10 protein-coding genes are annotated in these 15,264 nt (G+C 57.5%); 8 read left to right on the top strand and 2 right to left on the bottom strand.

Features of this window, described 5'->3' with window-relative positions; translation table 11 throughout:
- The first annotated feature begins 232 nt into the window (after positions 1–232).
- From CK226_RS30240 to CK226_RS30215, 6 genes are all read left to right on the top strand, one after another.
- Positions 233–3,982 carry a glycosyltransferase gene (locus tag CK226_RS30240; protein WP_095789563.1) on the top strand — a complete coding sequence of 1,250 codons (3,750 nt, stop codon included), beginning with the start codon at positions 233–235 and terminating at the stop codon, positions 3,980–3,982.
- A 26-nt stretch (positions 3,983–4,008) separates the two neighbouring features.
- The gene (locus CK226_RS30235; RefSeq protein WP_095776103.1) at positions 4,009–4,785 is read left to right on the top strand and encodes a hypothetical protein; all 777 of its coding nucleotides are present in this window, start codon (positions 4,009–4,011) and stop codon (positions 4,783–4,785) included.
- Between the two features lie 19 nt (positions 4,786–4,804).
- Positions 4,805–5,902 (top strand): glycosyltransferase, encoded by a 1,098-nt coding sequence (locus CK226_RS30230; protein WP_179296039.1) that lies wholly within the window; start codon positions 4,805–4,807, stop codon positions 5,900–5,902.
- Positions 5,903–6,048: 146 nt separating this feature from the next.
- The gene (locus CK226_RS30225; protein WP_179296040.1) at positions 6,049–7,560 is read left to right on the top strand and encodes a discoidin domain-containing protein; all 1,512 of its coding nucleotides are present in this window, start codon (positions 6,049–6,051) and stop codon (positions 7,558–7,560) included.
- Positions 7,561–7,631: 71 nt separating this feature from the next.
- Positions 7,632–9,698 (top strand): FkbM family methyltransferase, encoded by a 2,067-nt coding sequence (locus tag CK226_RS30220; RefSeq protein ID WP_142887678.1) that lies wholly within the window; start codon positions 7,632–7,634, stop codon positions 9,696–9,698.
- A 593-nt stretch (positions 9,699–10,291) separates the two neighbouring features.
- The gene (locus CK226_RS30215; protein ID WP_245437892.1) at positions 10,292–11,242 is read left to right on the top strand and encodes a hypothetical protein; all 951 of its coding nucleotides are present in this window, start codon (positions 10,292–10,294) and stop codon (positions 11,240–11,242) included.
- Positions 11,243–11,409: 167 nt separating this feature from the next.
- Here CK226_RS30215 and CK226_RS35200 read toward each other — a convergent pair whose 3' ends face one another.
- Positions 11,410–11,583 carry a hypothetical protein gene (locus CK226_RS35200; RefSeq protein ID WP_179296041.1) on the bottom strand — a complete coding sequence of 58 codons (174 nt, stop codon included), beginning with the start codon at positions 11,581–11,583 and terminating at the stop codon, positions 11,410–11,412.
- 1,343 nt (positions 11,584–12,926) lie between these two features.
- Here CK226_RS35200 and CK226_RS30205 point away from each other — a divergent pair.
- Positions 12,927–13,499, top strand: a complete 573-nt coding sequence (locus CK226_RS30205; RefSeq protein WP_095776108.1) for an NADPH-dependent FMN reductase — start codon at positions 12,927–12,929, stop codon at positions 13,497–13,499.
- A 741-nt stretch (positions 13,500–14,240) separates the two neighbouring features.
- Here the strand turns inward: CK226_RS30205 and CK226_RS35815 are convergent.
- The gene (locus CK226_RS35815) at positions 14,241–14,390 is read right to left on the bottom strand and encodes a hypothetical protein (RefSeq protein WP_185973342.1); all 150 of its coding nucleotides are present in this window, start codon (positions 14,388–14,390) and stop codon (positions 14,241–14,243) included.
- A 77-nt stretch (positions 14,391–14,467) separates the two neighbouring features.
- Here CK226_RS35815 and xth point away from each other — a divergent pair, with 77 nt between their 5' ends.
- Entirely contained in the window at positions 14,468–15,250 is a 783-nt protein-coding gene (gene xth / locus CK226_RS30190; protein ID WP_095789569.1) for an exodeoxyribonuclease III, read from the top strand.
- Positions 15,251–15,264: the final 14 nt, after the last annotated feature.

Genomic DNA, 15,264 nt, shown 5'->3' with positions numbered 1-15,264 from the left:
AGGTTAAGCGCGGTTTCCTGAGGACGACCTATAGGATCCGTGAGAAGGAATGATCGGATCTTTGAAATGGAAGCTGTTGCGCAGCCGGACTGGCAAGTGGACAGCGACAGCGGGGGGAAGGCATGAGCGGTCGAGGCTCGGCGAATCCGCATCGAAACGGATCCGGCAAGGCGCGGCGACACGCGAACCGTCCCTATCGCCGACAGTCACATTGAAGGCCGATGGATCGCGAATGACAAACGGCAAGCGGCTCTGCCTCAATATGATCGTCAAGAACGAGATGGCGAACCTTCAACGCTGTCTCGGTGCGGTTGTCGACCACATCGACTGCTGGGTCATCGGCGATACCGGCTCGACCGACGGGACCCAGGATTTCATCAAATCGTTCTTCGCTGCCCGCAGCCTGCCCGGCGAGCTGCACGAATTCCCATTCCACAATTTCGAGCAGGCGCGCAACGCAGCGCTCGATCACGCCTATGCCTCGCCACTCGCCTACGATTATCTGCTGTTTGACGACGCCGACATGGAGCTGATGGTCGAGGACGCGGGCTTCCGATCGCGGCTCGACAGTGCGGGCTATCGGCTGCTGCAGCGGTCGGATTCCGGCTTGGCCTATTGGAACACGCGCCTGGTCAGGCGCGACGCCGGCGCGCGCTATTACGGTGTGACCCACGAATATCTCGATGTGCCTGGGGGCGTGCAGGAGCTGCGCGGTGCCTGGTACAAGGACCACGCCAGCGGATCGAACCGCGTCGACAAATTCGAACGTGATGCGAAGCTTCTGCTGGAAGCCCTCGAAAAGGATCCGGAAAATCAGCGCTATTGGTTCTACCTGGCGCAATCCTATCGCGATGCCGGCCGGACCGCGGAGGCCGCGGTGGCCTACGCCAAACGCGCCGCCATGGGCGGCTGGGACGAGGAGGCGTGGAACGCCCGCCTTCAGGGGGCTCGCTGCCTGCGCAAACTCGGCGACGAGCCCGGCTTCATTGAGCAGGCCCTTGCCGCCTTCAATCAACGGCCGCAACGAGCCGAGCCGCTCTATGACCTGGCCCGGTTCTACCGCGACAAAGGGATGAACCACGCCAGCGCCCTGTTTTCTGAAGCGGGGCTGGCGATCAAGCGGCCGGAACAGGACATCCTGTTTATCGAGGACTACATCTACACGACAGGCATGGTGGAAGAGTTTGCGATAGCGGCAAACTACGCGCGCGACCCCGTGCGCAAGGACCGTGGTTTCGCGGCATGCAACTGGCTGGCGCTGAACCGGACAATCGACGATGGCCCGAGGGAGTTGGCGTGGTCCAACCTGTTCTTCTATGTGCAGCCCGCCAAGACAATGATGCCGTCCTTTAGCGCGCGTCCGGTCGGCTTTACGGCGCCCGATGGCTATCGGTCGTCAAACCAGTCGGTGGCTCGATTGGGCGACCTGATCGTGCTTTTGCAGCGAACGGTGAATTACACGCTGGCCGAAGACAACCTGCAATACGACACGCCGGGTGGAGTGCCGGTTCACACGCGCAATTTCCTTCTCCGATTGAGTGATGAGCTCTCTATTCAGTCCGCAAGCGAGGTTTTGCCGCCGGCCGATATGCCGGAACCCGCCAACGACCGTGTTCTCGGATTTGAGGACATGCGCCTGTTCGCTTGGCGCGACGCGCTATGGGGCGTCTCGTGCGTGCGCGAATTGACGGAGGAGGGCTGGTGCGAGCAGATCGTCGCGCGCATTGATGAGGACGCTTCCTGCCGGCTCACCGACTGGCGCGTACTCCGCCCGGCGGGGCCGCGGCTGCACCAGAAGAACTGGATGCCGCAAGTCAAGCCAGGCACGGTGGGGGGAGGGGCAGAGGCGTTGCAATTCATCTACCTTTGCGATCCCACCCGGACCGTGGACGAGCGGGGCTCGACTCTCAGCGAGACTCCTCCCGCAATTGCAGCGAAGAGTTTCAGGGGTGGAACACAGCTGATCGCATTTGCCGGCGGGTGGCTTGCATTGATTCATGAAGTCCAGTGGCGGGTCGCCGAGAAGCGGCGTTACTACCTGCATCGGTTCGTCTGGTTCGATGAAGCCAACACCTTGCGAAAAGTAAGCCGGCCGTTCTTCTTCGACAAAAAGGGCGTCGAATTTGCTGCCGGTCTGGCGTGGCACCCTGACGAAAGGCGTTTGGTGATTTCCTACAGCGTCACCGACAGCGAGTCCTGGATCGCGACCGTCGACGAGGCGGAGGTTAGGTCGATGTTAGAAGACGTGGATAGCCTGCCATCAGGTGCGGCCGGCACGGCGTCCAGGGTGACGCTGGTCTCGGGGCATGGCGCTGCGCCAACCAAAGCAGGGATCAAGCCTGACTGTGCTGACAACGGAGCCATGGACGATGCAAGCCAGGCGCCGTCGGAAGGCAAGGACCTCGGCCCTGGCGGCATGAAGTCGGCAGACGACATCTTCCATGAGCTCGCGCCGTTCCTGCGCGACGTCGATTCTCCGCCGGAACGGCGGGAACGATCGCGCCAGTTCGACGCGCGGATTTCCCGCTTCCTTGGCAGCGACGGTACCGCGCTTCCGCAGATCAACTGCTTCTACCAGGTGATGTCCGACAAGGCCGAGCATCGTACTTTGATCGCGGCCACGACGTCGATGCGGGCAGCGGGCCATCCGGTGCGGGTGTGGAGCTACGCACCAGAGAAGCTCGAATTCCTCGTCCCGCACGGGGTCGAACTCCGCAATGCCGACGACGTCATGCCGCGAGCCTTGTTCGAGCGGATCGTCGCCGGCTCCGAGATCAGGTATTTCAGCGATATCTTCCGCTACGCCCTGCTCTACGAGCATGGCGGGCTCTGGATGGATTCCGACGTCATCCTGCTGCGACCGTTCCCCTTTCGCGGGGATCATTTCTTCAACCTGCAATGGCGCGGATCGCACAAAGGTCACTTCATCTGCGGCAATGTTATCTATGCCCGGCCTTACAGCAGTCATCTGAGGGCGCTGTACGAATTGTCGATCGAACGTTTTCACGAAGCACGCGGCAGGGAATTCGGAGACATCGGCCCCAAGCTTTTGTCCGACTACATTGCCTCCGACGCGGGAGCCGCGCTGCAGGAATGGGTGTTCAGCCCGATGTTCTTCAACACGATCGACTGGAATGAAATCGACCGCTTCGAAAAGCCGATAGCGGAACTGGCCGACTATCTGAACGATGAGCGGGTGTTCGGCGTCCATCTGTGGACGGCGCGCAATGAGGCCCGGCTGGGCGGCGAAGGGGCGCCGCTGATCTCGTCCCTGATGGATCCGCTCGCCGGATTTTCCTCGCTAACGAAGCTTGCCGACCAATTTCCGACCGACAAGAATCGACACACAGGCAACCGGCACAGCTATGCTCGCGTCTATGATCAGTTGCTGTCGAGCCGCCGGCTTGCGGTGCAGCGTATTATGGAGATCGTACAGCACCGCGGCGCGGCGATCGACGATCGGGCCACACCAGCATCGGTGGGCCTTTGGCAAAAGTACTTTCCGTTTAGCCAAGTGATCGGCGTCGACCTCAACGATCTTTCCCATCTGAACAATGATAGGTTCAGGTCGTTTGTCGGCGATCAGTCCAGGGCGGAGGACCTGCGCAAAATCGCCGCGAAACTCGAGCCTGCGTCACTTGACGTGGTGATCGACGACGGCAGCCACGCGTCCTTTGGGGAACAGCTTACGCTTCGCGAATTCTTTTCCTTGCTTAAACCGAGTGGCTGGTACTTCATCGAAGACCTCGACTGGCAGCCGCCCGGTGAAGACGCGAGCAAGATCACGCTGACCAAGACCCTGCTGCGTGAGATCAAGGAGCAGGGCAGCGCGCGTTCGGTCGATCCGCTGGGGGTGAGCGCGCTTGCCGGTCAGTTCGCCGAAATCCTGTTCTTCGACAGCCACTACGAGTTGAATCGCGCCAAGCTGATGGGTGGTCTCGTAGCCATACGCAAGTGCGCGGGAACTGGGGATACTCGGTAACAATCTGAGCGAGAACCGTCGGTTCAATGTTTGAGAATTCGAACGAAATTCAGCTGTTGTCGGTCCCGAGCGACCCGAGGCGATATCTCGTCCTGATACGTGCCGGATCGAAGCGTCGCCCTTCCTTTTTTTCCGAGACTCCGCAAGGGGAGCGCCAGTACGACCTCGCGATAAATTACTACGCCACACCACACCCGGACGATATTCTTCGAAATCGGGCCGAAATTGTTTTTGCGGGCGGCCGATCAAAAATGCACGGAGCTAAACGGTTCTTCGAGGCTACAGACCTTCATAACGTCTATGAGGGGGCTTTATTTCTTGATGACGATATAGAACTTCTTTTCAATCCAGATGCCTTTTTTGCAATTTGCGAAGAATATTCGCTTGATCTTGCTCAACCCGCCTTGACCCCGGATTGCATCGACGCGATGGGGCTGACACGCCAGCATCCCGGCCTCAAGCTGCGGACCACCAATTGGGTCGAGGTCATGGCCCCGTTCTTCCGGCGCGCGTTCCTGCAGGAGATGCTCCATTCCTTTGACCTATCGATCTCAGGATGGGGACTGGATCTATATTGGGGTCATCACCTCGCGGACCGCTGGACAGCGGGCATCGTCGATGAATTTCTGATGCGGCATACCCAAGTAAGCAATCACGAGACGGGTGCATTTTACTCGTATCTTCGCTCGATCGGTGTTGATCCTTATGAAGAGATGAAGTCAATTCTTACCATGATCGATACCAATCCATACATCGCCAGGCCGATACGTTTCATCTACCGAACATACTCCTTTCGCGCATAGATCCTATGGAAGGTTTCTGGTGAAAGTCGCCGTCTACACCATAGCGTTGAATGAGGCCGCAAACGTGGAGCGCTGGGCCAACTCGGCTGTCGACGCCGATTATCGCATTGTCGCTGACACCGGCAGTACCGATGAGACGGTGGCGCGGCTGACCGCTGCCGGCGTTACCGTGCACCGGATAGCGGTCCGCCCGTGGCGTTTCGACGATGCCCGCAACGCAGCCATGGCGCTAATCCCGGCCGACGTCGATGTCTGCTGTACAATGGACATGGATCGATTTCTCGAGCCCGGCTGGCGGCCGAAGCTTGAGGCGGCCTGGACGCCCGAGACGACAGCCCTTTATTGCCAGACGGTCTACAGATCGAGTGTCGATGACCCTACGCCGCTGCGAAGCTGGCCGGCGAAGAATTTTCACCATCGCTGGGGATATCGTTTCAAGCGGCCAGTGCATGAGGCCTTGTTTTTCACCGGCGATCGAGAGGTCACCACGAACAGCAACGACATTGTCATGTTCGAAGTGCAGGACCTCACCAAGCCAACAAGGAGCAGCTACCTGCCACTGATGGAGGTTGCGCACAAGGAAGATCCCGACGACGCGCAGATCTGCTTCTGGCTCGGGCGGGACTTGATGTGGGCCAACCAACAAGAGCGGGCCGTTCAACTGCTTGAGCGCTACCTTGAATTGCCGACAAGCAAGTGGGCGGAAGAACGATCCGAGGCGATGCGTTATATCGCGCGCATGCGGCCAGAGCAGAAATTGTCCTGGCTGGACAAGGCCAGGATGGAAGCACCGCACCGGCGCGAGATCTGGCTTGACCTGGCTGAAGAGTTTCATGGCAAGGCCGACTGGTTGAATCTCTTCTGGGCCAGCACCAATGGGATCGAGAAGACCTACCGCACAGGTAGTTACCTTGACGACGCGAACTGCTGGGGGTTTCGGCTGTACGACCTTGGCGCCATCGCGGCCTGGCGCCTCAATGTCATGGACCGTGCCGTGGAATGGGGACAAAGGGCGCTGAACTTGGACCCGGAGAACAACAGGTTGAAAAATAACCTGCAACACTTCTGTCAGTTGAAGAATAGTGCGCAAGGCGATGCAACTGTGCATCAGTTTTGATGTGGGGTTCGAAAACCCGTTAGTAAGTATGGCGGGAGACCGGGACTACGTAGGGGTATGGCGCAATGATGCAGTTGACGAAAGATAATTACTTTACGCGCAGGCGCGTAGTCGTTATGAGGCATCGAGGCAACTTAGCAAATAAAATGATCCAGTATATGGGTGCTCTAACAATATCTAACCGGATTGCGAATTGTAGCATTGTTAACGTTTCGATTCCGGAGTGGGATCTGGAAATTCCCGACGATACGCAGAATGAACACTTTTTTGATAATATTGATCTATGGACCTGGGACGCTTTCCGGCCTCACATTAATGAGATTTGCGTTCTTGCGAACCGGAGCGAGTCGGTCCGCATAATGATGGCCGACCATCTGCAGAGGATGGAGTTCCTTGAGCCGCCTCACGTCTATCAACCGCTTTTCCCTTACAGCCCCCCCTCGCGGAAAATCGGCGAAAGTGACTTGCTGATTAATGTTCGTACCGCTGAAATTCTTCAGGGTGTACCCCACTATCCACTCCTTCCAATAGAGTTTTATGAGGATGTGATCGCTTCGACAGGGCTAAACCCGGTGTTTGCCGGACAGCTCGCCGATTCAGAGTACGTACGACAGCTTAAATCTCGCTTCCCGAAAGCTATATTTTACGACAGCCAAGGGCCTAGGGCGGACTTCGATTTGATTCGTTCCGCAAAGAACATTGTCGTTGCGGTCAGTACGTTCTCCTGGTTAGCGGCGTGGCTTTCCCGAGCGCAGACGATCTTTCTTCCACTCAGTGGTTTCTACAATCCAGCGCACCATCGCGAGATCGATCTGCTGCCGGTTGACGACATTCGCTATAGATACTTTCTATTTCCGTTGAACTATGGATTGCCTGAGGAACAGAGCCTGGAATATCACCAACGGATATCAGGCAGATGGAAAGAAATATCGCGCAATCAGGTCGCGCTGCTGAAGACCGCCGCTCCATTCCTGCGTGTGCCGAGGGAGAATTACGACAATGGCTTGCCGACGAGGGCGGCGCAGGGGTCTGCCATCACCTTCGACTCCGTCTGGTACGCGCACCGATACATCGACGCCGCAATGGAGATAAGCGAAGGGTGGTTCGAGGATCCGCTGCACCACTATCTCGAAGTTGGTAGACTGCGGGGCTACCAGCCGGTCCGCGAGCTTGAGGCGCAACCGCGCATAGACCTGTCGCTGCCGAATCTCGCGCTTAACAAGCGAGCCACTCAAAGTTCCGTGAGTCAATGGTCCAATGGCCGCACCGTGGAGGAAGACGCGGGGAATGCCGCAAACGGAAATCCAGCGAAAGTGCTGGGATTTCACACTAACAATACCGAAAATCCGTGGTGGATGGTTGACCTTGAACAGCTAGCTCAAGTGTTAGCTATTAGGATATTCAATCGTGACAATATTCCAGAGTGGATGCAGCGACGAGCCTCGCCACTGATTGTGGAGGGATCAACAGATGGAGAGCGATGGACGTTGCTCTTCCGCACCGAGCCCGGGCAGGTCTTTGGCGGGTGCAGCAGCGGCCGCCCATTGCTGTGGAGCGCCGAGGAACCGGTCCTGATCCGCTTCGTGCGGATTTCGATTCCACGAAGGGAGTATCTGCACTTATCGGAAGTCGAAGTCTATGGCCACTTCCAGTGCTAAACTCGATTCCGAGAAGGACCAATTTGAAGTAGGAAGAGGGCCGAATGAACTGCTAGGTATCGGAGGATGGCGTGCCGACAGAACAACCAGGATCGCCGATGCGTGTGTTCACGACGCACGGAACCGTTCTGAATGTTGATCCGACGACAGGTGAGTTGCGGCACGGCTCCCCCGCAATCAGCCCGCCGAATGCGAGACTCGTGTTTGATGGACCGCGCGCCCAAATCATGCACGTCGTATTGACGACGCTTCACCCGATAGCCTGCTCAACCAACCATTCCTGGTCTATTGTAGGGCCGTTGGGAGCGGGAACTACCGCAACTTCAACCGTTCTTGAAGTGGTGCGTCTTGACGGAGGTCAGATTGCACTCAAGGCGCTAGGCGCCTTTCTCAGTGCAGAATCTGATGGGCGGATCACTCTTTCGCGCACGGAATGCGGCGCGTGGGAGAGGTTCACGCTTCGCGAACCTGACGTGGCAAAGCAGCTAAAGATCGCCGCGGTTACGATGGTATACAACGAGAGAGTGTTCCTGCCAATCTGGCGACGGCACTACGGGCGGGCCGTCGGTGAAGAAAACCTATTCGTTCTAGACCACGGCTCGGACGATGGGAGTACAAATAACTTAGGACGTGCAAATACCGTTCGTGTCCCTCGAGACAAATTTGATGAGTACCAAAGATCGGCATTTGTAAGCAGATTTCAAGCGAGTTTGCTCTGCTACTACGACGCGGTGATATTCTCGGACGTTGATGAGATATTGATTCCGGATCCAGCGCTGTTTGCCGGACTCGTCGATTTCGTGGGGCGGCAGTGTGACCAGTTTGTCACTGCCCTTGGAGTCGAGGTGCAGCATCTGCAGAACGTGGAGCCGAATATCAACCTAAGTCGCCCGATATTGTCTCAAAGGCGGTACGTTCGATTTGCTGCAGATTATTGTAAACCTCTAATCTCTAGGATTCCACTGACGTGGGATCCGGGATTTCATAGTTGCCAGTACCCTCAACTGGTAAACAGAAGCCTGTTCCTCTTTCATCTTAAAGCTATGGATCGAAACCTGGCGCTCGAAAATTTGCGAAAAACTCAGTCTATTCAATGGGCGGAAAGTTCGTTGGGGACGGGCCATGGTACGCAATTTAGACTTAGCGAAGATGAGTTTATAAGAAAAATGTTTCCATATTCTCTTGAAGAAGTTAATGCGTCTCTCATAGGAGACTTCGATTTTTCCGATGATTTATCCCGATTAAGAATAGATCGTGCCAACACGTCTCAAAGTTTCAAAGGTGGTTTTGCGATTGTTCCGGACAGATTCCTCAACATGATCGACGCTTCAGTTCCAGCATCTGTGCCTGCAAGACCCGAAGTGAGAACCGCCGACAGCTGGAGGTCGTGGACTAGTCGGTCGGGGCGCGATCTAGATCTTGGCAAACACCTCGTGGTAGCGGATATCGGAGCGGCCGGTGGCCTTCAGCAGTCATGGTCAAAAGTTGAGGATCGCATTGTTGCGGTGATGTTCGAACCAAACCCGGCAAGGGCAGTTGAACTTAGGAAAAGCTCGAACAGGTTTGCGGAGGTCGTGGTAATTCAGAGTGCTCTCGGCGAAGCCTCTGGTATATCGACTTTGTATTTGACCAAAAGTAGTGGTTGCTCGTCGACGCGTTTGCCTAACCGAACGTTCCTCGATCGATATTCGGTGAGACCGGCGTTTGATATAAGGTCGAATATTGATGTCGAGGTGAAACCCTATTTAGAATTATTTCTAGCCGGCGAAGTCCCGCCGCCTGATGTTATCAAAATAGACACGCAAGGAACGGAATTTGAAATTATCAAAGGATTTGGGGATCTGCTCAGCGGATGCTTGGGCTTGCAGTTGGAAGCACACCTATATCCGATTTACGAGAAGCAGAGACTTTTTCATGATCTTGTAATGTTGCTCGACGGATTCGGATTAGTTCTGCGAAGAATTTCGCCCGTCGACCACTTCGATGGCGACGTCGTAGAATTAGATGCGTGGTTTACTGTCCGGCAGGAACGCATTGCGCAATTGGATGTTGCGAGCAAATGGAAGCTCTCGGTAATCTGTTCCGAGTGGGGACTCACCGAGCAGGTGCGGCAGTTCCCACCTTCAACAGAATGGTAGGGCTTCCAGTGCGGTAGGCGCTGCGACAGCTGGCGAACTTAAGAGTCCCGTCACAACATAATTCGCATTGCGAGCGGGATTCGGCAAAAGTGAGAGTTGGTCGGCTCGGAGCTCGATGGGCGCGGGCAAGGATGGGGCGGTCTGGAGGCAGTCTCGCAAGTCTCCGCCAATGGCTTGGCGCGATCGTGCGCGAGCGCTATCCGAAAGCCCGCGAGCTGACGATCGCGATGGCGGCGGCTCAAATGGAACGGGTGTCCGGGTATAGAAGGTCGAGCAGCAAAAGCTCGGCGACGGGCCTAGTGCTCCACGTCCATCACTATCCGCCCGGCACGTCGATAGCGCGACTTATCAAAAAGGCTCACGTCCGGAGCCGGGATGAAGACACGCGGCTACGCGTTCCATCCTGAATGGGACTGCACCATCCGTCTGCTATCAGCTGCCCATCGGCGCGCCGTTCCGAGGTGATCCTTGGGAGTAGCTCAGCTCTGCCCAGGGCGTGACACCTCGTGCTTTCGGCTTGCCTAGTCAAACAGTGTGGAACCCTGAGGTCGAAGTGCGCGTTCCCACTCACGGACACGCTCTGTGATTTTCACATGATGCTCCTCATTATGATGGATCGGACATCAGGAATCGAAATGCGGCGACGGGATTTCGTTACCCTGTTTGCGGGCTCAGCAGCCGGAAGCCTAGCCCCTGCGACGCTGACTCAGTCAGGTGGTTGGGGCACGAGCGGCGCGGCCACCACATCGCCTTATCCTACCGCCACCTCCCTTCTCTCCGCCCCCATCGAACTCGCAGGCAACTGGGGCCACATGCTGCCGCGCGCAGCTGAGCAAGTCGTAGAGCGCATGCGGCACGCCTGCCTGGATGGCGTCCGCCTGGTCTCCGATCGCCAGCCGACCCGGCTTCGCGTCGACGAGCATACGTCAGGCCCACCGTCCGTCTGGCTGCATCCGGACGGCAGCACCATGGCGTGGATCATTGTGGATATTGGCGAGCGCGACTGGTCGAAGCTTGCCTACCAGTTCGGGCATGAGCTCGGCCACGTCACGGCCAACAGCTGGCAGGCCGAGGCCAAGCCGTCACCACCCTGCCAGTGGCTCGAGGAAGCGATGGTCGAAGCCTTCTCGCTGCGCGGGCTGGGCCGCCTGGCGATGGACTGGAAGCAGAACCCGCCCTTCGCCGGCGACAACGCCTTCGGCGATGCCATTGCCGGGTATCGCCAGAACATCATCCGAGGCTATACCACGCTGGCCGACAGCCAAGCGCTCACGGGCAACGCCGAGGCGTGGTTTGCGGACAATCGCAGCGAAATCGAAACACCGGGCCTCAATCCTTTCGCCCAGGCGATGTCGGTGACCATCCTCGCCGAATACGACCGCGCACCAGACTGCGTCGAGGCACTGGGCTCACTCAATCGCTGGCCCGGTCGTACCGGTATCCCGATTGCCGAGTATCTGCAGCGCTGGGAGGCGAGCTGTGTTGAGTTGCAGGCTTCGCCGAGATTGCCAGTCCGCCTGCGCGAGCTGTTGCGCATAGTCTGATCAGCAGCAAACCCGCCACCCGTCATCTCCGGAGACCGCACGGGAACCAGCAGGAGGCAAAGGCTTCGTGATGAAAAGCTCGTGCGAACGCGCGTCCGTAGCCCGCATCGCTCGACGGCAAAGGGGCGGGCTTCGGTTAAGCCTGCCGCCAAAACCGAGCTTCCCTCCTAGGCTTTTTGCTTTGCGGCCCTGTACTCAGCCTCCCAAGGCAACGCGTCGAAGTCTGGCTTGTAGCCGCCGGATCTGTAGGCGTCCTGGCTGATGTAACTAGCCTTGGCCCGCTCGACGATGCAGGCAAATGGTGGAATTCCTGGGCACCGGTAAAGGCCAACTGCTTCCATGACGGTCCTCCATGCGGCCCGATGCCTATAGATTGGGATGTGAATAGGAGCCGGGAATAACCGACGGGCTGTTTGTGAGCACGGCCCGCCGGCTGGTCGACGTATGCGCCAATGCAAATATGCGCGAAGCATGCATATGAAGGAGGGGGGCCATTAATGACCGACAAGCCTGACGACCTACTGGTCAATGTCTTCGACAAGGCGCACTGGCGCACCGTGGTGTTGACCACCAAAACAAACACAAGGCACTCGACATGGCGTTGCCGTCCCATTTCGGGACAGGGGCGCTGGCAGCGATCTTGCATTGGACCAGGCACCGGGTCATCCCGGGCCTGATCACGCTCCTGATTAGGCAGCAGGCTCGCCGGGCTAAAGGTGGCTGGGGTCTTGCCCGGCGAGTTGTTGCCACGTCATCCAATCGTTGAACTGGGCAATTCCGTTGCAGGCTGCCCGGAATGGCGCCCGACGGACGGCCCGCTTTTCAGGTCCGCCGCGCATCACACACAGGGATCGTCGGCCCCATCATCGGCGATTGTGTACGCGAATACTCGCCCACCATTTTCGTCAGTCACGCGGATCCAATCTGTCTCCCATTTTTGGGAGATTGACCTGCGTGAATTCATGATCAATGCAGCCGCGTCTGGACTACATGCTTCGATTGCCTTCGATCTAACAATTCGATCGAGGCACATCTCTGCGACGTCGTAAATTGGCATAGTTCACCCCCAACAACCCAAGCTTTCCCCAAAGAGTATCGCTCAGTATAGAAAAGGCCGCAAGCGGGGGCGCTGGACCTGCAAACGCGCGAAATCTTGCTTACGCCAACCATCGCGGCTATCCGGCATTCCCCAGTGGGTCCATACGCTAACCATCACTATGGCCGCGAAGAACCGAGGAAGCATCGGCGTCCAAGCCTGCGCGCCCGCGCCTGCAGAAACCGCACTGAGTCAACTTATGGGTTTGCCGTAATCGGAAGTGCCAGCGACGGAGCGGGCCGATCCATGTTTCCGGCCAGGAGAGTGACCGGATCAATGGCTTGCGTTTAAGCGCAGCGACCCCAGCCACAGGAGGCCGGCGATTAGCACAATCCACAAGAACGTATCCAGGTGGCCGTCCGCGGGATATGATTGCTGGTTAAAAAGGGTCGCCGTCAACGGGGCATTTGACCGGTATGACTGCCATATCGCCGAGCACGCCGACGTGGCGAATGCCTTGCCTGCCCGGCCAAGATTGATATCCAAAGCTTGTGATTGGCTTTGGACACCTGACGAAATTTTACTGGCTCCTACCCTTGATTAAGCGGATACTGCTGGTTGGGTCGGTGGGAAACGCCGGAGGGCTTCATGACCACGCATAAGGTCGGCTACCTGATCGGCAGCCTCGCCAATGCCTCGATCAATCGCAAGCTTGCAAAAGCACTCGTTCAGCTCGCCCCGCCAGAGCTTGAGATGTCGGAGATTTCCTTCAAGGATTTGCCGCTCTATAGCTACGACTACGATGCCGACTTTCCACCTGTCGCGCGCACTTTCAAAGACTCCATCGCCGCTGTGGAGGCAGTGCTTTTCATAACACCCGAGTATAACCGCTCGATCCCAGGCGGGCTGAAGAACGCGATCGACTGGGCAAGCCGCCCTTATGGAAAGAATTCCTTCGCTCGCAAGCCCTCGGCCGTCATTGGGACCTCGCCCGGCACTATCGGAACCGCCGTGGCCCAGCAGAACCTGCGGAGCGTGCTGAGCTTTTGCAATTCGCCGCAAATGAATGCCCCGGAAGCCTATATACAGTTCACGCCGGGCCTGATCACGGATAGCGGCGAAGTGACGGTTGAATCCACCGAGCAGTTTTTGCGCAACTACATGGCGGAGTTCCATATGTTCATTGCACGGGTACTTCAGGTGCTTCCTAAAGACGCCTGACGTCGCCAGAATGGTACCAGTTCCTCTGCCTTCGGAGGACCGGGATTGATGGTCGGTCTTGGTCCGCTCGTGCTGAAGTACATCCTTGCCGCCGGCGGAAGGTACATGGGCGCCGCAGCTTCCCATATCGAGGCGGGGCAGCTGGAGGTCGTGGAAGGCGCGCCCGGGAATTCAACTATCCGGCCTATGCCGTCTATCCGGAAGCAAGCGAGGCGCGAGCCGACGCGCGGGATGCGCTACGCGGGTTGAAGCAGTTGTGAAATGATCGTCCCCAGGCGCCGGGCCACGGTCGGTGTGACTGGAAGGATGGAATGCTAACCGGACGGGATCGTTAGTCACTTACACTTCGATTAAGGCATGGGCCACGCCAAAGATGCCGGCCATGAGAACGGCGAAGAATGCCCAGCCCTTCAACGCGGCTCGAGCATCTTCAGGTTTAGCCTTCTTTCTGGTTGTCTGACCCTCTCGAGAGCCCTCGCCAACGATCTAGCGTAGGCAGCGCTCCTGTCGACAGGAATGGAATTTCGCCAGTCGCGCGGGAGCAACTTTTGCAACGTCTCCGGCACTCGCCACGACAACCGGAACGGAAAAGCGTGCATGAGCTTATGAATAAATGAACACGCGCGGCGTCAACTTTCTGCCTAGGTGGAATGGAGAGAGGGAAAGCCTCTGGCGAATTGTTGTCTATGCGATCGAGAATTCGGGAGCGCCAAAGTGATATGTCAGCGCGCCGTTCGCTTTTTACACCTGTGGATGGAGAGAAACGGTCTGCTTGATGGCCGGCGCGTGGACAATGCCGTCATAACGGAACTCGCGAAACGGCTCGTAATTGAAGCAGAGGCAGAAGGCATTACCGACAAAGACATAATTGAAAATTGGGATGATCTTCATAGCAGCCTTATCGATATCATGCGGCGACGTCATCCACCCCCGAGATCAACACAATAGGTGGCGCAATGCGATCGACAATGACCCGTGTGTCAACGTTCAATGTGAATGGTGTAAACGGTCGGCTGTCTGTGCTGCTGAAATGGCTGTCCCAAACCCCTGCCGAAATCGTTTGTTTGCAGGAATTAAAGACATCGGACGAGAAATTCCCGGTCAACGCAATCGAGGACGCCGGTTTCGGCGCGATCTGGCACGGTCAGAAATCATACAACGGTGTTGCCATCCTGGCTCGCGGACGAGTGCCCCTGGAACGGCGACGCGGTCTGCCGGGCGACCCGGACGACACGCACAGCCGCTATCTCGAGGCCGAGGTCGATGGTCTGATCGTCGGCTGTCTTTATCTGCCAAACGGCAATCCGGCGCCGGGACCAAAATTCGAGTACAAGCTTAGATGGTTCGACCGTCTGATTGCCCACGGACACCTGCTGCTCCAGGAAAACGTGGCGACGGTTCTGTGTGGCGACTACAATGTCGTCCCAACCCCAATAGACGCGGTGGTGCCGCAGCGCTGGGTTGGAGACGCGGTGTATTTCCCCGAGAGTCGCAAGGCATATGCTGACATGTTGGCCAGCGGATGGGTCGACGCCGTACGCACAATGCATCCGGAAAAAGGCATCTACACCTACTGGAATTTCTCCTACCAGGGCGGTTACGATCGCAGCTCCGGCTTGCGCATGGATCATCTTCTGGTGAGTCCGGCGCTTTCCAGCCGGATTCACGCAGCTGGCGTCGATGTTGAATTGCGCGGATGGGAGAAACCAAGCGACCATGCTCCCGCCTGGGTCGACCTCAAGGGTCGCTAGCCGCTTAGGCGCTC

The organism is Mesorhizobium sp. WSM4311 (genome assembly GCF_002295115.1).
GTDB lineage: Bacteria > Pseudomonadota > Alphaproteobacteria > Rhizobiales > Rhizobiaceae > Mesorhizobium.
Note: the sequence above shows the minus strand (reverse complement) of the source record. Positions and strands in the feature narration are given on the sequence as shown.

What these genes read in the sequence shown, in the direction of transcription:
- CK226_RS30240 (WP_095789563.1), top strand. Translation starts at nt 233, where the DNA reads ATGACAAACGGCAAGCGGCTCTGCCTCAATATGATCGTCAAGAACGAG.
- CK226_RS30235 (WP_095776103.1), top strand. Translation starts at nt 4,009, where the DNA reads ATGTTTGAGAATTCGAACGAAATTCAGCTGTTGTCGGTCCCGAGCGAC.
- CK226_RS30225 (WP_179296040.1), top strand. Translation starts at nt 6,049, where the DNA reads ATGATCCAGTATATGGGTGCTCTAACAATATCTAACCGGATTGCGAAT.
- CK226_RS30215 (WP_245437892.1), top strand. Translation starts at nt 10,292, where the DNA reads ATGATGCTCCTCATTATGATGGATCGGACATCAGGAATCGAAATGCGG.
- CK226_RS35200 (WP_179296041.1), bottom strand. Translation starts at nt 11,583, where the DNA reads ATGGAAGCAGTTGGCCTTTACCGGTGCCCAGGAATTCCACCATTTGCC.
- CK226_RS30205 (WP_095776108.1), top strand. Translation starts at nt 12,927, where the DNA reads ATGACCACGCATAAGGTCGGCTACCTGATCGGCAGCCTCGCCAATGCC.
- CK226_RS35815 (WP_185973342.1), bottom strand. Translation starts at nt 14,390, where the DNA reads ATGAAGATCATCCCAATTTTCAATTATGTCTTTGTCGGTAATGCCTTC.
- xth (WP_095789569.1), top strand. Translation starts at nt 14,468, where the DNA reads ATGACCCGTGTGTCAACGTTCAATGTGAATGGTGTAAACGGTCGGCTG.